The organism is Achromobacter sp. FW305-C-13, assembly GCF_058783475.1.
Genome location: NZ_JBYSYN010000003.1, coordinates 500,183 through 518,751, shown reverse-complemented (window position 1 = coordinate 518,751; position 18,569 = coordinate 500,183). Strand labels below are relative to the sequence as shown.

Below are 18,569 nucleotides of genomic sequence, written 5' to 3'. Positions count from 1 at the left end.
TTAACGCCCCAAGCCGTAGGAGTCTTCGCGGACCACGCGCGGGGTGATCTCGCGCGGATCGATCGTGACCGGCTGGTAAATAACGCGCCGTTGTTCGGGGTCGTAACGCATTTCGACGGTGCCCGACAGCGGGAAGTCCTTGCGGAACGGATGGCCGATGAAGCCGTAGTCGGTCAGGATGCGGCGCAGGTCCGGGTGGCCTTCGAAGACGATGCCGTACAGATCGAAGGCTTCGCGCTCGAACCAGCCCACGGCCGGCCAGCATTCCATCAGCGATGCGACCACCGGGAATTCGTCGTCGGTGACCCAGGTACGGACACGCAGGCGCCAGTTGTTCTCGATCGAGAGCAGGTGGATCACCACGGCAAAGCGCGAGCGGTGGATCTTGGCGCTGGATTCCTCGGGCAATTGGCGCGTGCCGTTGCCCCAGGTCAGGTAGTCGACGCCACAGAGGTCGATACAGGTTTCAAAGCGCAGGCCGGCTTCGGTGCGCAGCTTGTTGCAGACGGAGAACCACTGCTGCGCGGGCACTTCGAGCGTGAGCTCGCCCAACGCCTCGGTCAGCGCGATATCCGCGCCGAGGGTGGTCTGCAAATTGTTTTTCAGGGTTTCGAGCCTGGTCATCATCTTGTACGCTTAGGTGAACCGATACGCTGGTTTCGCAGGGCCCGCGGCAACGACTGCCGCCGGGCGGGCGAAGGCTCAGCGCGCAATCGTGTTGGTCAGACGGATCTTGTTCTGCATTTGCAGCAAGCCGTAGACCAGCGCCTCGGCCGTGGGCGGGCAGCCCGGCACGTAGACGTCTACCGGTACGATGCGGTCGCAGCCACGAACCACCGAATACGAGTAGTGGTAGTAGCCGCCGCCATTGGCACAGGAGCCCATGGAAACCACCCAACGCGGCTCGGGCATCTGGTCATAGACCTTGCGCAGCGCCGGCGCCATCTTGTTGCACAGCGTGCCAGCGACGATCATCAGATCGGACTGACGCGGGCTGGGCCGGAAGATGATGCCGAACTGGTCCAGGTCGTAGCGGGCCGCGCCCGCGTGCATCATCTCGACCGCGCAACAGGCCAGACCGAAGGTCATGGGCCACATGGAGCCGGTCTTCGCCCAATTAAGGAACTTGTCGGCGCTGGTTGTGATGAACCCTTGCTTGAGAATGCCGTCTATAGCCATATTCGTCTCTGATAGCGTGCTGTGAAAAAACCCGGAGGGGTCATTCCCAATCCAGCGCGCCCTTTTTCCATTCGTAGATGAAGCCGACGGTCAACACGGCTAGGAAAACCATGACCGTCCAGAAACCGACGAGCCCGACTGTGCCTTGGGCGATGGCCCACGGGAACAGGAACGCGATTTCCAGGTCGAAAAGAATGAACAGAATCGCCACCAGGTAGTAGCGCACGTCAAACTTCATACGGGCGTCTTCAAACGCTTCGAAGCCGCACTCATAGGGCGACAGCTTCTCAGCGTAGGGACGCCGGGGGCCAAGGAGGGAGCCGGCCGTTAGAAGCGCGAACCCGATAAGGGTGGCCACTACGATAAACAGCAGGACGGGAAAATACTGTTGCAGGTTCATTCAGGCGTCCGTCAAATGCGCAAACCTTAGGATTGTAGCATTCGCGTGGTTACTTCTGGCTGAACTCTGTAGCTTGAATAGCAGGTGAAAGACTGCATTCCTCAAATGGAACAATGGCAGTTTTCGAGACAGAGTTGCAAGGATACAGGACTCTGCCGACAAGCACCCGCGCAATGCGAAAAATCAGGCTTTAGAACAAAAAAAGCCACCCATAAAGGTGGCTTTATACGAACGGGCCGAAGCCCGTTCGTTCGCTTGCGCTTTGAATCCAGACAGGGCTTGCGCCCTGCGTTGGATTAGAAGCGGTGGCGGATACCGACGCCGACAGCGGTCGACTTCAGGTCGTCGATGAAGGCGTAGTTCTTGGCGTACGAACCGTAGGCGTACAGGTTGGTGCGCTTCGACAGGTCGTAGGTGTAGCCCAGCGAGTACACGTTGGTGGTGGCATCGCCGCCAGTCAACTTGTCGTTCGACGGGTCAACACGCTGCCACGAACCGAACAGGCTGCTTGCGCCGCCGATCGGGGCGGACAGGCCGACCAGGTACGAGTTGGCCTTGAAGCCGTCAGCGAAGGCGTTGGCGCCGAAGTTGACGCTGCCGACGTTGGTGTCGACGCCTTGGCCAGCGAACCAGCCGTCGGTCGTGCGAGCGTAGGCCAGAGCCAGCTTCACAACTTCAAAGTCGTACGAACCGCCGATGGCGTACTGACGCGGGGTAGCGTCGGTCGAAGCGCCCGGCAGCTTGTTCGAAGCGTTCAGTTGGTCGTACGTCAGGGCTGCGTTCAGCGGGCCGTTGACATAGCGCAGACCGGTCGTGATGGCGCGGGTGTTGTCGGCGGTCTTGAAGCCGGTTTGAGCAGCGTTGGTGTCGTTCACGTTGAACGAGTAGCCGACGCCGAACTGGAAGCCGCTGAACGACGGGGTCTGATACATGACCATGTTGTCGTAGCGGTTCGTGTTGGCGGCGCTCAGAGCCACGCCGATGTTAGCTTGACCGAAGCCAGCGCCGAACGGGTCGATCGAGCCGAAGTACTTCGACGCGATGTTGGTTTGGCGACCGAAGTCCAGTTGACCCCAGCTGTCGCTGGCCAGACCGACGGTGGCTTGACGACCGAACAGGCGGCCGCCTTGAGCGGAGTTGCCGTTACCGGAGTTGAAACCCGATTCCAGTTGGAAAACAGCGCGCAGGCCGTCACCCAGGTCTTCCGAGCCACGCAGACCCCAGCGCGAACCGTTCTGGACGCCGTTGATCATGCCGAAACGGCTGCCGTTCACGCCTTCGGCTGCAGCACCGCTGATCTTGTTGTAGCCGAGGCCCGTGTCGATGATGCCGTACAGGGTGACAGAAGTTTCTGCCTGGGCGACACCGGCGAAACCGGCGAGCAGGGCGGCAGCGAGCAGAGTCTTTTTCATTTAAGAAATCTCCGTTGATTTGAGTGACAAGAGCAGCAATCCAGCAAACCAGCCTGCCGCCCCCCTAACTCCGCGAAGGGAAGTTGACGCTATTGCATCAAAAATCGGGGGGACTGGCTATGGTCGGCGTCAGAAAAGTGCAGGTTTGCGACACCCCTGTTGGGATCTTGCAACATCGCGCGGACATGGCGCCAAAGCTGCTAGGGCTTTCCCTTAGCTAAACAGGCAAGCCCGTATTCATGCGACTTTCAGCCCTGCCCCTAATTTTTCAAGCCATATTAGCCTGCCCCTTTCAACCGCCTTTCTGATCGGCTTCGGCGCGCTTTTCGCTGTAAGCCTGGGCTCCCCACTCGGTGGGCCACCGGCCCGGCGTGGCCCGTAAGGCAGCCTCTAATAACATTGTTATTAATAAAAATCGGCGATATTATCGAGGCTATTCCGCTGCTGCTGCCGTGCCCCACATGCCCTCCCCGACCGCCCGTACCGACCGCAACGAACGCCTGAGCGCCCTGCGCCGCCAGTTGATCCTGGACGCCGCGCAACGCGTGTTCGAACGCGACGGGCTGGAAAAGACGACGATCCGGGCGATCGCTAAGGAGGCCGGCTGCACCACCGGCGCTATCTACCCGTGGTTCGCCGGCAAGGAGACCATCTACGGCGCGCTGCTCGATGAATCGCTGCAGCGGCTGCACGCGCATTTGGCCGAGGCGGCGGGCACCGGCGATGCGCCGTCTGCCGCGCGGCGCGCTATCCGCGCCTTTTTCGGCTACTACGCCGAACGGCAAACCGATTTTTCTCTGGGAATGTATCTGTTCCAGGGATTGGGACCGCGCGGCCTGGGCCGGGAAATGGACGAAAAGCTCAATGCCCGGCTGCGCCAGTGCGTAGACCTGCTGGGCGACGCGTTGGCGCGCACCAAAGGCTGGGACGCCTCAGTCGTGGCGGTCGAGCAGATGAATCTTTTCACGTACCTGATGGGGCTGTTGCTGCTGCTGCACACCCATCGCCTGAAATCCCTGGGCCAGCACGCGGACGCGTTGCTGGACAACTATTGCCTCGCCCTGGAGCAACGATGACCGCAACCGTCCTGGCCGCCGATAGCGACGCCCCGCTGATCAGCCTGGCCGACTTCCACATCCTGCTGGCCGACCAGCATCCCTTTTCGCTGCTGCTGGGGATCGACATCCTGCGTATCGGCCGCGGCACGGCGCGTGCCGTGCTGCCGGCCCGGGACGCGCACCAGCGGCTGGGCGGCATCGTCGCGGGCCCCATGCTGATGGGGCTGGCCGACCTGACCATGTATGCCGCCGTGGTGGGCGCGACCGGCCAGGCGCACGCGGTGACGGCCAGCCTGACCATCAATTTCCTGCGCAAGAGCCCCGCCGGCGCGATTTATGCCGACGCCCGCTTGCTGAAGGTGGGACGCCTGTCCGCCGGCGAAGTCATCCTGACCGGCGAAGGCTCGGACGAGCCCCTGGCCCATATCGTGAGCACGTGGTCCGTGCCGAAGCCATGAGCCCGCGCATCAGCATCGTGGGCATGGGCGACACCGGCACCCTGGCCGCCCGGCGCCTGCTGGAGACCGAGCCGGACATCGCATTGACCGTTTATGACATCGATCCCGAACGCTGCGAGGATTTTCGCGGTTCGGCGACGCTGGCCACCTCGGCCCGCGAGGCCCTGGCGGAATCAGACACCATCGTGCTGGCGCTGCCGCGGGAACGCGAGATCGATCGCACGTTGGAACGCTTCAGCGATGGGGAAGTCACGGCGCTTGTCGCAGGCAAGCAGATCATCGACCTGGCACCTCCCCCCGCCGAGCAGGCGCGACGCCTGGGTCTGGCGATTGCCGGGGCGGGCGGACGCTACACCCCCGTCCTGAGCGGCGCGTCGGAAGACGCAGGCGCGCGGTTACTGAAAGTCTTGCTCTGCCCGGCGTGACGTGCAGTGGCGTTCGGCCACCGCCACGCACACCGACAGCCAGGCCAGGCTGACCGCCAAGCCTGCCACGACGTCGCTGGCGAAATGGACTTGCAGCAGGATGCGGCTGAGCCCGATCGCCATGATCAGCGCGGCAGAGACCGCGACGCAGGGCCATCGCCAGGCGGGCGGCGCCAGCCGCCACACCAGGTAGCAGGCCGTGCCGTAGACGGCCATCGCGGCCGACGCATGGCCGCTGGGAAAACTCCACCCGGCCACCGTGGCGTAACCGTGATCGTGTTCCGGCCGTACGCGCTCAAAGGTGTGCTTGAGCAACCAGTTGATCGCGCCGCCCATGCCGGTGGCAATCGCGCAGAACGCCGCCAGCCGCCACCAGCCTGTCCAGAGCAGATAGAGCGTCATCAGCACGCTCAGCACCGTCAGGAAGTTGCGGTCGCCCAGATAAGTGAACCAGGACAGCAGCCACAGCAGCGAGGTATCCATGGTCATGCTCAGGGCATCGGCCAAAGCGCCATCGAACGCGACGATGCCGCCCTGGCGCCGGACTGCCATCGCCAGCCCCAGGAACAGCAACAACCACACGGCCAGGGACGATACGTAGATCGCCTGGCGGGCTCGCCTGGGCCGGCCGACGTAGGCGCGCATGCCCCAGAAGGCAGCGGCGCCGGCAAGCAGCGGCAGCGCGATGAACAATTCCAGGGCGTGGGACGCTGCCCACGCCGCCCACGCATCGGTCATGAAAGCGTCACCAGCGTCTTGTCGACCGGCGCGAACGCATGCGTGCCCGCCGCGTAGTCCCAGCGCTCGACGTGGCAGGCTTCCTGGCCACCCTCGCCTTCGCGCGTGATCACATTGACCGAGTTCGGCACGCTGCCCCGGACACGTTGGGAGCAGGCAGTCCCCGCCTGGACGATCCAGCCGGCGGATTGGCCGGCTGCCGTCAACGGCAGCACATAGGGCAGATGGATGTGCCCGCCCAGGATCAGGTCGACGCCCGCCTGGGCCCAGGCCGCCAGCGCGCGCTCGCGCCCGATCAGCAGATTGGAGAGATCGGATTCGACCTTGGCGCGCACCGGGTGGTGCGCCACCACGATCCGCAACTGGCCCGGGCGGGCCTGGCGCAGGCGCTGGGCCACGCGGGCGATCTGCGAATCGGAAATTTCACCGTCCTTGCGGCGCCGGGGCCGTGTGGTGTTCACGCCGATGGCCAGCAAACCGGGGTTCTCGAACACGGGCTCCAGCACCGCGCCCAGCGCACGCTTATAGTTGCCATACGGGTTGAGGGCCCGTGCGAACACGTTGAACAGCGGAATGTCGTGATTGCCCGGCACAGCCAGCACCGGCAGCGACAGGCGTTCGATGAATTTGCGGGCCGCGGCGAATTGTCCGCGCCGCGCGCGCTGCGTGATATCGCCGCTGAGCACGACCAGATCCGGGTTCAGCGAGCGAGCGAGGTCCAGCGCGGCCTCGACCACGGGCTTGCGCTCGGTGCCGAAATGCGTGTCGGATAGCTGCAGGATGCGCGTCATGAGCGATCCAGGTACTGCGAGTCGGCCGGCACCACGAGCGGCAGCTTTTCGCTGGCCACCTTGAATTCCAGCGGCGTGTTCATCCAGGAGATTTCGCCGTCCATCGCCACCTTGACGCGGCTGCGCCCCCGGATGTGGACCGTCAGCCGGTCGAAGGCGAAGCTGATCACGTGTTCCGCGTCGCCCAGCCGGCTGAACAGGCCGCGCACCAGCAAGCCATACAGCGCCAGCGTGCCGACCGGACGCGCCGCCATCGCCACCAGGCGGCCGCGGTCCAGCTCCTGGGATTCGATGCCGATGTGCTCGAGTTGCAGCTTGTTGTTGCCAACCACCAGCGTGGGCGAGCGCAGGTCGCGCACCCGGCCTTCGTACTCCAGTTGCAGCCTGAGCTGGCGCGGGGCGCGCAGCAACGTGACGATGCCCGACCACAGCGCCACAAGCCGGCTGCGGCCGAAGCGCTGCTTGTAGGCTTCGCGGTCTTCCAGCAAGGTGGGGTACAGGCCCAGGCTGGCGTTCACCAGGAACAGCCGGCCATTGAGGTGTCCCACCTGCACCGGCTGCAAATGGCCCTGCAGGAAGCCGCGCAAGGCGACTTCGGTGTCTTGGGAGATGCCGTAGCGGCGTCCGAAGTAATTGAACGTGCCCTGGGGCAGGATGCCGAAGGGCACGCCCTGGCCCAGCACGGTGCCGGCCACGGCGTTAAGTGTGCCGTCGCCGCCGGCGGCGATGACCACGCCCTGCTCGTCTTGCGCGCGCTTGACGGCGGACTGCGCCGTTTCGGTCAGCCGGGACGGGTCGTCGACGGGCATCAGCGTGTAGCGCCGGCCCGCCTCGTCGAGGATACGGCGGATGGTGTCCTGCAGGACCTGCGCGTCGCCGCGCCCCGATCCGGTGTTGAGGACGATGAAAAGCGGTTCTTGTCCCGTCAGGGATTGCGCCCCGGTTGCCGGGCGCTGCTGGGATGACGTCATGGGAGAAAGATAGCCCATGCCGGCAAATCGCCGCAAGGCGGCCCGATGCGCCTGGCCCGCAAGGCCGCGCATCGGGCGCCCCGCCCCCGGTCAGCGACCGATGGCGTAGGCCTGCATCAAGCGCGGCGTAGCCGCGGCGTGCAGCAGCCCGTCCTCGTCGCGCGAGGCCGCGGTCAGGCGGCCCACGGACCACTCCGGCACTTCCTCGATCTGGTGTCCGCGCCGGCGCAGGCCGTCGATGACCTCGGGACCGAAGCTGGCTTCCACCGCCAGATGCCCCGGCTTGCGGTCGCGCGGATAGAAGGACGTGGGGAAGTGCATGGTGTGGGACATGGGCAGGTCGATCGCTTCCTGCAGGTTCAGCCCATGATGCACGTGGCGCAGGAAGAACAGCAGCTGCCATTGCTCCTGCTGGTCGCCGCCCGGCGTGCCGAACGCCAGATAGGGCTTGCCGTCGCGCAGCGCCAGCGAAGGCGTCAGCGTGGTGCGCGGACGCTTGCCCGGAGCGAGCGTGCCGGGCAGCCCCTCTTCCAGCCAGAACATCTGCGCGCGGGTGTTCAGGCCGAAGCCCAGCTCCGGGATCACCGGCGAAGACTGGAACCAGCCGCCCGAGGGCGTGGCCGAGATCATGTTGCCCCAGCGGTCGATGACGTCCACGTGCGTGGTGTCACCCCGCTTGGCGGAGGCGCGCATGTCGGCCAGCGTCGGTTCGTTGGTGGCGCTGCCGGGCGCGGACACCTTGGACAGGCGTTCCAGCGTGTCCATGACGCGCGCCACCTGCGCCTCGAAGCCGGGAACCTGGCCGGGCAGCAGGTCGTGCGAAGCGGATTCGCCGATCAGCGCGCGGCGTTCTGCGTTGTACTCGTCGGACAGCAGATGGGCCAGCGGCACGTCGATGAAGGCCGGATCGCCGTAATAGGCCTCGCGGTCGGCGAACGCCAGCTTCATGGCTTCGGTGACACGGTGGATGAATTCCACACTGTTGGGGCCGACGCCAGCCAGGTCCATGCCTTTCAGCAAGGCCAGCGTCTGCAGGAAAACCGGGCCCTGGCTCCAGGCGCCAGCCTTGGCGACGGTATAGCCGTGATAGTCGTAGGTCAGAGGCTGGTCGTAGCTGGCCGACCAGCCCGCCAGGTCGGCTGCCGTGATGACGCCGCGGTGAGTCGTGCCGCTTTCGTCCATGACGTCGGTGTTGCGCGCGAACTTGTCGATCTCATCGGCGATGAAGCCGCGATAGAACGCGTCGCGGGCCGCTTCGATCTGACGTTCGCGGTCCGCGCCCGCAGCCTCGGCTTCCTTCAGCACGCGGGTCCAGGTGCGGGCCAGCGCCGGGTTGCGGAACAGCTTGCGGGCTTCGGGCACCTTGCCGCCCGGCACGTAGACCTGGGCAGTGGTGGGCCAATGCGTTTCGAAAAAGTCCTTCAGGCCGGCGATGGTGTTGGAAATGCGCGGCATCAGCGCATGGCCATGCTCGGCGTAATAGATAGCGGGCTCCAGCACGTCGCGCACGCGCATCGTGCCGTGGTCGCGCAGCAGCAGCATCCAGGCGTCGAACGCGCCCGGGATCACGGTGGCCAGCAGGCCGTTGCCCGGGATCAGCTTCAGCCCTTCGGCGCGGTAGCGTTCAAGCGTGGCCGCGGCAGGCGTGGTGCCCTGGCCGCAAAGCACCTCGACGCGCCCGGTCCGGGCTGAATAGAACACCGCGGGCACTTCACCGGCCGGGCCGACCAGGTGGGGCTCGACCACCTGCAGCACGAACGCCGACGCCGTGCAGGCATCGAACGCGTTGCCGCCGCGTTCCAGCAGCGACATGCCCGCCGCGCTGGCCAACCAGTGGGTAGAGGTCACGACACCGAAGGTGCCGAGGATTTCCGGGCGAGTCGTAAACATGGATGGTGGTCCTTCCTTTACTTCTTCGCGACCGTCACGCCCTTCAGGCGGATCAGGCCATCGGGGTAGGCGACGAAGCCGTCCACCTTCTTCTGCACGCCGAAGGTCCACGGCAGGTAGAACAGGTAAACGATCGGGCGCTGGTCCTGCATGGACGTCAGCACCTGGTCGTACATGGCGCGGCGCTTGGCCGTATCGGCTTCGGCGCGGGCGTCGTTCAGCAGCTTGTCCACGCCGGCGTCGCAGAACTTGCCATCGTTCAGGTTGCCCTTGCAGCTGAGGTACTGGTGGATGTTGCCGCTGGGATCGACGCGGCCCGACCAGCCGCTCTGGCCCACTTCGAAATCACCGCGCGCCAGCGACGATTGCAGCGACGCGAATTCCACCGGACGCAGGGTGATGTCGAAGCCCGCTTCGGCGCCCATCGCCTGCACCAGCTCGAACACCTGCTGCATGGTCGTGTTGTTGCCGAAGGTGATCTCGAACTTCACGCGGTCAAAGCCGGCTTCCTTCAAGAGCGCCTGCGCCTTCTTCGGGTCGCGGCCCTTGTGCTCGAAGGCAGTGTTGTAGGCGAAGCTGGCAGGCGGGAACGGCTGGTAGGCGGGCTGGAACATGCCTTCGCCGATCACCTGGTTCAGCACGTCGCGGTCGATCGCCAGGTCAAGCGCCTGACGCACGCGCTTGTCTTTGGCCAACGGGTTGTTGGCGCGCGCGCCGTTGCCCAGGTTGACCGAGATCGACTGGAAACCCAGGCCGGTCACCGGCGCCAGGCGCAGGTTGCCGTCGTCTTTCACGGCCTTGGCATCGCTGGGCGCCACGCGCTCGATGATGTCCAGGTCGCCCGCGCGCAGGTTGTTCAGACGCACGGTGTTGTCGGGGATGGGCGTGAAGACCAGACGGTCGAAGTGATAGTTCGCGGCGTCCCAGTATTTAGGAAATTTCTCGAGCACGATGCGGTCATTCTGCACGCGCTCCTTGAACTGGTACGGACCCGAGCACACGGGCTTGCCGCCCGGATCCTTGTCGAAGGTGGCAGGCGACATCATCATGCCGGCGCGGTCGGACAGTTGCGACAACAGCGAGGCGTCCGGCTCCGACAGGTTCAGCACGACGGTATTGGCATCGGGCGCGTCGACGCTGGCGACGGTGGCCAGTTCGCTCTTGCGGTTGCTGTCGGGCAGGGTGCGGGCGCGGTCCAGGTTGGCCTTGACGGCGGCGGCGTTGACCGGCGTGCCGTCATGGAACACGGCGTCCGTGCGCAGCTTGAACGTCAGCGATTTGTTGTCCGGGCCGATGGTCCAGGACTGCGCCAACTGGGGCACGATCTTCAGGTCGGGCGTGATGTCCACGAGCTTGTCGCACAACGAGGCGAAGACGATGCGGCCCACGAAAGTGCGTGCGCGCACCGGGTCCAGCACGTCCGGGTCGTCCTGCAGGCCGATCCGCAAGGTGGACTGGGCATGGGCCAGTCCGCCCACAAGCATTCCCGCCATGGCCATGGCGGCGCAAAGTTTACGCATGGATGTTCTCCCTCGATTGATTTTGTTGGATTCTGCGCCAGGCGCGCCGCGATTGTATAGAGCGCGGGCTGTCGGACAGCTAAATGGGGCGGGCGACGGCCGCCTCGCGGACGGCCGCGCTCAGGGCAGCCGGCAAGGCGCCGAGAAATCGACCGCGGCGGCGACGGCGTCGCGCAAGCAGGCAACCAGCGCCCGCGTGTCGTCGCGCCGGTATTGGAACGCGTAGGGCAAGGCGGCCAGCGCCGGCTCGCCGTGCAAGACGCGCAGGCTGCCTTCGGCTTGCAAGGCTTCGGCCCAATGGCTGGGCAGCAGTCCGACGCCCATGCCTTCGATCAGCAGGCCGGCGATGGCGCCCCAGTTGTTGCAGCAGAGGCGTTCGCCGGACGCCTCGCGCCCGGCCAGCCAATCATCGATGATGCGGCTTGTGCCCGCGCCGGCGGGCAGCGTCACCAGCGGCAGACGGGCCAGCAACGCCGCGGTCATGCGGGTTTCACCGTCGAGCGCGGACGGCGATGCCACCCAGGCGAAGCGCGCCTGGCCGATGGGCGTGGACGCGATGTTCACGCGCGACGAGCGTCCGGCGATGACCGCGAAATCCAGTTCACCGTCCGCCACGCGCTGCTCCAGCACCTGGCCAATGTCCACATAGGGCTCCAGCACCAGATGGGGGTAGGCTGCGCGCACCCCGGCGATCAGGCGCGGCAGCCAGGTCAACGCGGTCAGCTCGCCCACGCCGAAGCGGCAACGGCCGCGCAGGCCCGGCGTTTCGGTCATGGAGGCGCGCACCCTGTCAGCCGCGGCAAGCAGCTCGCGCGCCTGCGGCACCAGCCGCTGGCCCGCGTCGGTCAGCGCGGCCTTGTGTCCGCTGCGGTCGAACAGCGCCTGGCCCAGCGCCTCCTCAAGCTCGGTGATGCGCTTGGACAGCGACGACACCGACAGGTGCAGGCGCTCGGCAGCCACGGCGAAGCTGGCGCAGGTGGCGGCCCAATAGAAGGCTTCAAGTTGCTTGAGGGTCATGCGGCGATTGTAGGGGGAGGCGCCCCGCCCCGGCGGCGCTAGGCCAGGCGCGGCATCAACAGGTGGGGCGACAGCCTCAGGGTGTCGATGCCGGCGCGCAGCATGCGTTCGACGCGAGGCCAGATGTCGCCCTTCAGGCGATCCGACCAACAGATGCTGTCGAACACCCCGTCCACCAGCGAATGCAGGTAGATGTTGGACAGCCGCACGTCCAGCGCGGACGGCAGGTCTTCGCGCTCGACGGCCGCGCGCAGCAGCTTTTCGGACGTGCGCTGCGCGTAGCGTTCCCACAGGTCGCGGCGGCGCAGCAGCGGCGCGTTCTCCTCGCTGCGTTCGCACTTTAGATACAGGATTTCGAGCACGCGCTGCATGGAACCCTCTTCCGAATAGATCCGGATGAACTGGCGCATGGAGACGTAAAGCGATTCCAGGGCTTCGCCTTCGGTCGACACCTGGGTCAGCGAAGCCGCCTCGCCGAGCGCGCGGTCGCACATGGCGATACAGACGTCGATCTTGTTCTTGTAATGGCCGTAGACGGCGCCCCGGGATACCCCCGCGTGGTCCGCGATGTCGCTCATGGTGGTGCTGGCCACGCCTTTGGACAGGAACACGTGCTCTGCCGCATCCAGGATGCGGTCACGGGTGCGTTGGGACTCTTCTTTCGTCTTGCGGGCCATGCAGGAAATCTCCATGAAGGGGTTGTCGGGAACGGGCGAAAAAAGGGCCCCCACGCCGCGCACGCTTCGCGCACTTGCTGCCCCCCCGGGGGGCTTTTTGTCTCGGGGCGGGCCAGCAACAAAAAAACGGCGGCCCATCAAGGAGCCGCCATTTCCACACTGTTAAGAAGTGTGCAGCCATGAGCATACTTTCCAACAAGATAATCAATCAAGCATGACGGATTAAATGATAGACTCGCCTCCCACCGGGAAAACCCGCGCATTCCCGGCACGGCATCACCCTCTGCCCTTCCCACGGGCACACCACAACAACAATCAAAAATGAAACAACGAGTCCCCTACAAAAAGCTCGCCTTTCTGTCCGTATTGGTTCTTATTTCCGCTTGCTCGAAGAAGGCGCCGGAAGAAGACGCCAAGGCGCCCGCCGAAATCGGCGTCATCGTCGCCCGGGCCACGCCCACCGCCGTCACCACCGACCTGCCGGGACGGCTGGAACCCTATCGCGAGGCTGAAGTGCGCGCTCGCGTGGCCGGCATCGTCACCGAACGCCTGTACGAAGAAGGCCAGGACGTCATGCGCGGCGCCGCGCTGTTCCAGATTGACCCGGCGCCACTGCAAGCCGCCTACGATTCCGAGGCGGCCAATCTGGCGCGCGCCCAGGCCAGCTTGTCGGCCGCCGCCGACAAGCTGCGCCGCTACGCCGACCTGGTGAGCGACCGCGCCATCAGCGAACGCGACCATGCCGAAAGCGTGGCCGATGAACGCCAGGCGCGCGCGCAAGTCGCGCTGGCCCGCGCCAACCTCCAAAGCGCCAAGCTGCGCCTCGAGTACGCGCGGGTCACCTCGCCCATCGACGGCCGCGCCCGGCGCGCGCTGGTCACGGAAGGCGCGCTGGTCGGCGAAGGCCAGGCCACGCCGCTGACGGTCGTGCAGCAGATCGACCCCATCTACGTGAACTTCGCCCAGCCCGCCGCCGAGGTGATGCAGTTGCAGAAGCAGATCCGCGCGGGCGCGCTGCAAGGCGTGGCGCCGGACCAGGTGCGGGTGCGCCTGGTGCTGCCGGATGGGTCCGAGTACGCGCGCGGCGGCACGCTGTCGTTCGCCGACCTGGCCGTGGACCCCGGCACGGACAACGTGACGATGCGAGCGCTGTTCGATAACCCCGGCCGCGAATTGCTGCCGGGCATGTACGTGCGCGTCAAGCTGGAGCAGGCGATCAACCGCGAGGCTTATCTGGTGCCGCGCGACGCGCTCCTACGCACCGCCGAGGGCGCGCACCTGCTGGCGGCGGACGAGACCGGCGAACTGCACCGCATCCCGGTGGACGCGCATCGGCTGCAAGGCCCGAACTGGATCGTGACGCAAGGGCTGGCGGGCGGCGAACGCATCGTCGTGGAAAACGCCGCCCAGCTGACTGCGGGCCAGAAGATCAAGCCCATTGAAAAACCAGCCCCCGGCGCGCAAACCGCCTCCGAGGGCAAGAAGGGATAAACCATGGCGCGCTTCTTTATTGATCGCCCCGTTTTCGCGTGGGTGATCTCGCTGCTGATCATGCTGATCGGCATCCTGTCGATCCGCTCACTGCCCGTCGCGCAGTATCCGGATATCGCCCCGCCCGTGGTCAACATCGGCGCAAGCTACCCCGGCGCGTCGGCACAGGTGGTCGAAGAGGCCGTCACGGCCATCATCGAACGCGAGATGAACGGCGCGCCCGGCCTGATGTACACGTCGTCCACCAGCGACTCCACGGGCTGGGCCAGCATCAACCTGACCTTCAAGCAAGGCACCAACCCGGACATCGCTGCCGTGGAAGTGCAGAACCGCCTGAAGGCGGTCGAGCCGCGCCTGCCCGAATCCGTGCGACGCGACGGTGTACGCGTGGAAAAGGCGGCCGACAACATCCAGTTGGTGGTGTCCTTGAAGTCCGACGGACGCCTGGACGACATCCAGCTGGGTGAGCTGGCGGCCTCCAACGTGCTGCAGGCGCTGCGCCGCGTGGAAGGCGTGGGCAAGGTGCAGTCCTTCGGCGCCGAAGCGGCGATGCGCATCTGGCCCGATCCCGCCAAGCTGACGGCCATGTCGCTCACGCCCGGCGACATCGCACGCGCCCTGCGCGACCACAACGCGCGGGTCACCATCGGCGAACTGGGCAACCAGGCCGTGCCCAAGGACGCGCCGCTGAACGCCAGCATCGTGGCGGGCGAGTCCCTGCACACGCCCGAGCAGTTCGCCAACATCCCGCTGCGCACGCAGCCGGGCGGCGCCACGCTGCGCCTGAAGGACGTGGCGCGGGTGGAACTGGGCGGCACGGACTACATGTACCTGTCGCGTGTGAACGGCATGACGGGCACCGGGCTGGGCATCAAGCTGGCCCCGGGATCCAACGCCGTGGACACCACGCGCCGCATCCGCGCCACCATGGACGAGCTGGCGCAGTACTTCCCGCCCGGAGTCACCTATGACCTGCCTTACGAGACCTCGACCTTTGTCGAGATCTCGATCCAGAAGGTGCTGATGACCCTGCTGGAAGCAGTGGCCCTGGTGTTCTGCGTGATGTACCTGTTCATGCAGAACTTCCGCGCCACGCTCATCCCGACGCTGGTGGTGCCGGTGGCACTGCTGGGCACGCTGGGCGTGATGCTGTGGCTGGGCTTTTCCATCAACGTGCTGACCATGTTCGGCATGGTGCTGGCCATCGGCATCCTGGTGGACGACGCCATCGTGGTGGTGGAGAACGTGGAACGCATCATGGCCGAGGAAGGCCTGTCGGCCCACGACGCCACCGTGCGCGCCATGCGCCAGATCAGCGGCGCCATCATGGGCATTACCGTCGTGCTGGTGTCGGTGTTCGTGCCGATGGCTTTCTTCGACGGCGCGGTGGGCAACATCTACCGCCAGTTCGCCGTGACGTTGGCGGTGTCGATCGCGTTTTCCGCGTTCCTGGCGCTGTCGCTGACGCCGGCGCTCTGCGCCACCCTGCTCAAGCCCGTGCCTGCCGGCCACCACGAAAAGCGCGGCTTCTTCGGCTGGTTCAACCGCGCCTTCGCCCGCCTGACCGAGCGCTACACCGCCCGCGTGGCGGGCGTGCTGGCCCGGCCGGTGCGCTTCGGACTGGCCTATCTGGCCGTCATCGCCGCGGTGGCGTTCCTGTTCATGCGCCTGCCCTCCTCGTTCCTGCCCGACGAAGACCAGGGCAGCTTCATGGCCATGGTCATCCTGCCGCAAGGCACGCCGCAGAGCGACACGATGGCGCTGGTGAAGGAAGTCGAACGCTACATGCTGGACAACGAGCCGGTCGAGTTCGTGTATTCGGTCAATGGCTTCAGCCTGTACGGCAGCGGCCCGAACTCGGCCATGTTCTTCGTGACGTTGAAGGACTGGAAGGAACGGCGCGACGCCAGCCAACATGTGGACGCCGTCGTCGAACGCATCAACGAGGCCTTTGCCGAGCGCAAGAACGCGATGGTGCAGGCGCTGAATTCGCCCCCCCTGCCGGACCTGGGTTCCACCTCGGGCTTTGATTTCCGGCTGCAGGACCGTGCGGGCCTGGGTTATCAAGCCTTGACCCAGGCGCGCCAGCAGTTGCTGGCCGCCGCGGCCAAGCACCCCGCATTGACGGAAGTGGTGTTCGCGGGCCAGGAAGAGGCGCCGCAGCTGCAACTGAACATCGACCGCGACAAGGCCCAGGCCATGGGCGTGGCCGTGGAAGAGATCAACACGGCGCTGGCGGTGATGTACGGGTCGGACTATATCGGGGACTTCATGCATAACGGCCAGGTGCGGCGCGTGACGGTGCAGGCGGACGGCAAGAGCCGGGTCGACGTGGACGACGTGTCGCGTCTGCACGTGCGCAACGTGCAGGGCCAGATGGTGCCGCTGTCCGCGTTCACCACGCTGAAGTGGACGATGGGCCCGCCGCAGCTCAGCCGCTACAACGGCTTTCCCACCTTCACGATCAACGGATCGGCGGCAAAGGGGCACAGCAGCGGCGAAGCCATGCGCGCCATGGAGGAACTGGCCGCGGAACTGCCGCGTGGCATCGGTTTTGACTGGTCGGGCCAATCGTACGAGGAACGGCTGTCGGGCAACCAGGCGGCCGCGCTGTTCGCCTTGTCGGTGCTGATCGTGTTCCTGGCGCTGGCTGCGCTGTATGAAAGCTGGACCATTCCGCTGGCGGTGATCCTCGTCGTGCCGCTGGGCGTGATTGGCGCCGTGCTGGGCGTGACGCTGCGGGGCATGCCTAACGATATCTACTTCAAGGTGGGCCTTATCGCCACCATCGGCTTGTCGGCCAAGAACGCGATCCTGATCGTCGAGGTGGCCAAGGACCTGGTGCGCGACGGCCAGGGCCTAGTGTCGGCCACGCTGGAGGCGGCGCGGCTGCGGCTGCGGCCCATCGTCATGACCTCGCTGGCCTTCGGCGTGGGCGTGCTGCCGCTGGCCCTGGCGACGGGCGCGGCTTCCGGCGCGCAGGCGGCAATCGGCACCGGCGTGCTGGGCGGGATCCTGACTGCGACCGTGTTGGCCATTTTCCTGGTGCCGCTGTTTTTCCTGATCGTGGGCCGCCTGTTCGGCGGGCGCGCCCGCCCCGCGCGTCAATCCGATCGCGACCCTGTGGAGACCACGCCATGAAAGCCATGGCCATGACCCTATTGGCGGCAGCTCTGGCGGGCTGCTCGCTGGCGCCCGTGCATGAGCGCCCCGCCGCGCCCATCCCCGGGGCTTACGACACGCCCGCGCAAGACGGACAGGCGGAAATGCCCCAGGACTGGCGCGTGTACTTCAACGACCCGGCGTTGCAGGCCTGGATTGAGGCCGCGCTGCAGAACAACCGCAACCTGCGCGTGGCGGCATTGCGCATCCAGGAGGCGCGCGCGCTGTATGGCGTGCAGGACGCAGACCGCTTGCCGAGCCTGGACGGGCGCGGCGAATTCAGCCGGGGCCGCAGCGTGGAGCCCGGACAGGGGCCGTTGCCGGTGGCGAACCGCTATCGTGCGGCCGTCGGCATCACGGCCTTCGAACTGGATTTCTTCGGCCGCGTGAAAAGCCTGAGCGACGCGGCGCTGGAGCGCTACCTGGCCAGCGAAGAAGCACACCGCGCCGCAACCTTGTCCCTGGTGGCGGAAACCGCGACGGCGGTCTTCAACCAGCGTTCGCTGGCCGAGCAACTGCGGCTGACCGAGAGCACGCTGGCGCTACGCGAGGCGACGCTGAAGATCACCCGGCGCCGTTACGACGCCGGGCTGGAAACCGCGATTGGGCTGCGCACCGCGCAGATGCTGGTGGAATCGTCCCGCGCCACGCATGCCGAGCTCAGCCGGGAATACCGGCAAGCCGTGCATGCGTTGGGCCTGTTGGCGGGCGACTTCTCGCTCCCGGCAGGAACCGAAGCTGTTTCGCTGGAAAGCCAGAGCCTGACGCCGCTGGCTGCCGGCTTGCCGTCGACGCTGCTGACGCGCCGCCCCGACCTGCGCCAGGCCGAGAACACGCTGCGCGCCGCCAACGCCGACATCGGCGCGGCGCGGGCGGCCTTCTTCCCGTCGGTGCAACTGACGACCGATATCGGCAGCACGGCCGGCAGTTTTTCGGACCTGTTCGGATCGGGCACGGGCAATTGGGTGTTTGCGCCCACGCTGACGCTGCCCATCTTCAACGCGGGCCGCAACCGCGCCAACCTGTCGCTGGCCGAAACCCGCAAGGATATCGCCGTGGCGCAGTATGAAGGCAGCATCCAGCTGGCCTTCCGCGAGGTAGCCGACGCGCTGTCCGCGCGCGACACCCTGCGCGAACAGATCGACGCGCAACGCAAGGTGCGCGACGCCGACCGCGACCGCCAGCGGCTGGCCGAACGACGGTATGACCGCGGCGTGGCGGGTTATCTGGAAATGCTGGAGGCGCAGCGCAGCCTATTCGAATCCGAGCAGGAGTACATCCGGCTGCAGCAGCGCCGGCTGGTCAACGCGGTGGACCTGTACAAGGCGCTGGGCGGGTGGGAAACGCCGGGGGATAAAGGATCGTAGGATGGGTGAAGCG

General features: G+C 66.0%; 17 protein-coding genes. 6 read left to right on the top strand and 11 right to left on the bottom strand.

The genetic code is table 11. The annotated features are described in order from the left end of the window. The 4 genes from AC3WMU_RS21325 to AC3WMU_RS21310 form a co-directional block, all read right to left on the bottom strand. Positions 1-627: an NADH-quinone oxidoreductase subunit C gene (locus tag AC3WMU_RS21325; protein WP_035212771.1), complete on the bottom strand. Its 627-nt coding sequence runs from the start codon at positions 625-627 to the stop codon at positions 1-3. 75 nt (positions 628-702) lie between these two features. After that, on the bottom strand, positions 703-1,179 hold the full coding sequence (locus AC3WMU_RS21320; protein WP_006217960.1) for a NuoB/complex I 20 kDa subunit family protein: 477 nt from the start codon (positions 1,177-1,179) through the stop codon (positions 703-705). Positions 1,180-1,219: 40 nt separating this feature from the next. Next, positions 1,220-1,579: an NADH-quinone oxidoreductase subunit A gene (locus AC3WMU_RS21315; RefSeq protein WP_006217959.1), complete on the bottom strand. Its 360-nt coding sequence runs from the start codon at positions 1,577-1,579 to the stop codon at positions 1,220-1,222. A 296-nt stretch (positions 1,580-1,875) separates the two neighbouring features. Then, on the bottom strand, positions 1,876-2,991 hold the full coding sequence (locus AC3WMU_RS21310) for a porin (protein WP_006223752.1): 1,116 nt from the start codon (positions 2,989-2,991) through the stop codon (positions 1,876-1,878). Positions 2,992-3,452: 461 nt separating this feature from the next. On the opposite strand from AC3WMU_RS21310, the gene AC3WMU_RS21305 reads away from it, so the two are divergent. Genes AC3WMU_RS21305 through AC3WMU_RS21295 form a run of 3 tightly spaced genes read left to right on the top strand, consistent with a single transcriptional unit; the run spans position 3,453 to position 4,932 of the window. After that, a complete protein-coding gene (locus AC3WMU_RS21305) occupies positions 3,453-4,067 on the top strand; it encodes a TetR/AcrR family transcriptional regulator (protein WP_006223751.1) in 615 nt (204 codons plus the stop codon). After that, positions 4,064-4,507 carry a PaaI family thioesterase gene (locus AC3WMU_RS21300; RefSeq protein WP_006223750.1) on the top strand — a complete coding sequence of 148 codons (444 nt, stop codon included), beginning with the start codon at positions 4,064-4,066 and terminating at the stop codon, positions 4,505-4,507. Before AC3WMU_RS21305 ends, AC3WMU_RS21300 begins: the two co-directional genes overlap by 4 nt. After that, on the top strand, positions 4,504-4,932 hold the full coding sequence (locus AC3WMU_RS21295; protein WP_006223749.1) for an NAD(P)-binding domain-containing protein: 429 nt from the start codon (positions 4,504-4,506) through the stop codon (positions 4,930-4,932). Before AC3WMU_RS21300 ends, AC3WMU_RS21295 begins: the two co-directional genes overlap by 4 nt. On the opposite strand, the gene AC3WMU_RS21290 is transcribed toward AC3WMU_RS21295, so the two are convergent. From AC3WMU_RS21290 to axyZ, 7 genes are all read right to left on the bottom strand, one after another. Next, entirely contained in the window at positions 4,903-5,670 is a 768-nt protein-coding gene (locus AC3WMU_RS21290) for a phosphatase PAP2 family protein (RefSeq protein WP_006223748.1), read from the bottom strand. The genes AC3WMU_RS21295 and AC3WMU_RS21290 overlap by 30 nt on opposite strands. Continuing rightward, the gene (locus AC3WMU_RS21285) at positions 5,667-6,461 is read right to left on the bottom strand and encodes a metallophosphoesterase family protein (protein ID WP_006223747.1); all 795 of its coding nucleotides are present in this window, start codon (positions 6,459-6,461) and stop codon (positions 5,667-5,669) included. The genes AC3WMU_RS21290 and AC3WMU_RS21285 overlap by 4 nt, the downstream gene beginning before the upstream one ends. Beyond that, a complete protein-coding gene (locus AC3WMU_RS21280; RefSeq protein WP_035212818.1) occupies positions 6,458-7,432 on the bottom strand; it encodes a diacylglycerol/lipid kinase family protein in 975 nt (324 codons plus the stop codon). Before AC3WMU_RS21280 ends, AC3WMU_RS21285 begins: the two co-directional genes overlap by 4 nt. A gap of 90 nt (positions 7,433-7,522) precedes the next feature. Continuing rightward, a complete protein-coding gene (locus AC3WMU_RS21275) occupies positions 7,523-9,322 on the bottom strand; it encodes a gamma-glutamyltransferase family protein (protein ID WP_006223745.1) in 1,800 nt (599 codons plus the stop codon). 17 nt (positions 9,323-9,339) lie between these two features. Further along, complete coding sequence (locus AC3WMU_RS21270) at positions 9,340-10,842, bottom strand: ABC transporter substrate-binding protein (protein ID WP_280025691.1); 1,503 nt, start codon at positions 10,840-10,842, stop codon at positions 9,340-9,342. Between the two features lie 120 nt (positions 10,843-10,962). After that, positions 10,963-11,859: a LysR family transcriptional regulator gene (locus tag AC3WMU_RS21265; RefSeq protein WP_492282956.1), complete on the bottom strand. Its 897-nt coding sequence runs from the start codon at positions 11,857-11,859 to the stop codon at positions 10,963-10,965. 38 nt (positions 11,860-11,897) lie between these two features. Continuing rightward, a complete protein-coding gene (gene axyZ, locus AC3WMU_RS21260; protein ID WP_492282955.1) occupies positions 11,898-12,536 on the bottom strand; it encodes a multidrug efflux transcriptional repressor AxyZ in 639 nt (212 codons plus the stop codon). A gap of 321 nt (positions 12,537-12,857) precedes the next feature. On the opposite strand from axyZ, the gene AC3WMU_RS21255 reads away from it, so the two are divergent. Genes AC3WMU_RS21255 through oprZ form a run of 3 tightly spaced genes read left to right on the top strand, consistent with a single transcriptional unit; the run spans position 12,858 to position 18,556 of the window. After that, positions 12,858-14,027 carry a MexX/AxyX family multidrug efflux RND transporter periplasmic adaptor subunit gene (locus AC3WMU_RS21255; protein ID WP_492282954.1) on the top strand — a complete coding sequence of 390 codons (1,170 nt, stop codon included), beginning with the start codon at positions 12,858-12,860 and terminating at the stop codon, positions 14,025-14,027. Positions 14,028-14,030: 3 nt separating this feature from the next. Next, complete coding sequence (locus AC3WMU_RS21250; RefSeq protein ID WP_006223740.1) at positions 14,031-17,168, top strand: multidrug efflux RND transporter permease subunit; 3,138 nt, start codon at positions 14,031-14,033, stop codon at positions 17,166-17,168. Next, complete coding sequence (oprZ, locus tag AC3WMU_RS21245) at positions 17,165-18,556, top strand: multidrug efflux RND transporter outer membrane subunit OprZ (protein WP_492282953.1); 1,392 nt, start codon at positions 17,165-17,167, stop codon at positions 18,554-18,556. The genes AC3WMU_RS21250 and oprZ overlap by 4 nt, the downstream gene beginning before the upstream one ends. Positions 18,557-18,569: the final 13 nt, after the last annotated feature.

What these genes read in the sequence shown, in the direction of transcription:
- AC3WMU_RS21325 (WP_035212771.1), bottom strand. Translation starts at nt 627, where the DNA reads ATGATGACCAGGCTCGAAACCCTGAAAAACAATTTGCAGACCACCCTC.
- AC3WMU_RS21320 (WP_006217960.1), bottom strand. Translation starts at nt 1,179, where the DNA reads ATGGCTATAGACGGCATTCTCAAGCAAGGGTTCATCACAACCAGCGCC.
- AC3WMU_RS21290 (WP_006223748.1), bottom strand. Translation starts at nt 5,670, where the DNA reads ATGACCGATGCGTGGGCGGCGTGGGCAGCGTCCCACGCCCTGGAATTG.
- AC3WMU_RS21255 (WP_492282954.1), top strand. Translation starts at nt 12,858, where the DNA reads ATGAAACAACGAGTCCCCTACAAAAAGCTCGCCTTTCTGTCCGTATTG.
- oprZ (WP_492282953.1), top strand. Translation starts at nt 17,165, where the DNA reads ATGAAAGCCATGGCCATGACCCTATTGGCGGCAGCTCTGGCGGGCTGC.
- AC3WMU_RS21310 (WP_006223752.1), bottom strand. Translation starts at nt 2,991, where the DNA reads ATGAAAAAGACTCTGCTCGCTGCCGCCCTGCTCGCCGGTTTCGCCGGT.
- AC3WMU_RS21270 (WP_280025691.1), bottom strand. Translation starts at nt 10,842, where the DNA reads ATGCGTAAACTTTGCGCCGCCATGGCCATGGCGGGAATGCTTGTGGGC.
- AC3WMU_RS21265 (WP_492282956.1), bottom strand. Translation starts at nt 11,859, where the DNA reads ATGACCCTCAAGCAACTTGAAGCCTTCTATTGGGCCGCCACCTGCGCC.
- AC3WMU_RS21305 (WP_006223751.1), top strand. Translation starts at nt 3,453, where the DNA reads ATGCCCTCCCCGACCGCCCGTACCGACCGCAACGAACGCCTGAGCGCC.
- AC3WMU_RS21250 (WP_006223740.1), top strand. Translation starts at nt 14,031, where the DNA reads ATGGCGCGCTTCTTTATTGATCGCCCCGTTTTCGCGTGGGTGATCTCG.
- AC3WMU_RS21300 (WP_006223750.1), top strand. Translation starts at nt 4,064, where the DNA reads ATGACCGCAACCGTCCTGGCCGCCGATAGCGACGCCCCGCTGATCAGC.
- AC3WMU_RS21275 (WP_006223745.1), bottom strand. Translation starts at nt 9,322, where the DNA reads ATGTTTACGACTCGCCCGGAAATCCTCGGCACCTTCGGTGTCGTGACC.
- axyZ (WP_492282955.1), bottom strand. Translation starts at nt 12,536, where the DNA reads ATGGCCCGCAAGACGAAAGAAGAGTCCCAACGCACCCGTGACCGCATC.
- AC3WMU_RS21295 (WP_006223749.1), top strand. Translation starts at nt 4,504, where the DNA reads ATGAGCCCGCGCATCAGCATCGTGGGCATGGGCGACACCGGCACCCTG.
- AC3WMU_RS21285 (WP_006223747.1), bottom strand. Translation starts at nt 6,461, where the DNA reads ATGACGCGCATCCTGCAGCTATCCGACACGCATTTCGGCACCGAGCGC.
- AC3WMU_RS21280 (WP_035212818.1), bottom strand. Translation starts at nt 7,432, where the DNA reads ATGACGTCATCCCAGCAGCGCCCGGCAACCGGGGCGCAATCCCTGACG.
- AC3WMU_RS21315 (WP_006217959.1), bottom strand. Translation starts at nt 1,579, where the DNA reads ATGAACCTGCAACAGTATTTTCCCGTCCTGCTGTTTATCGTAGTGGCC.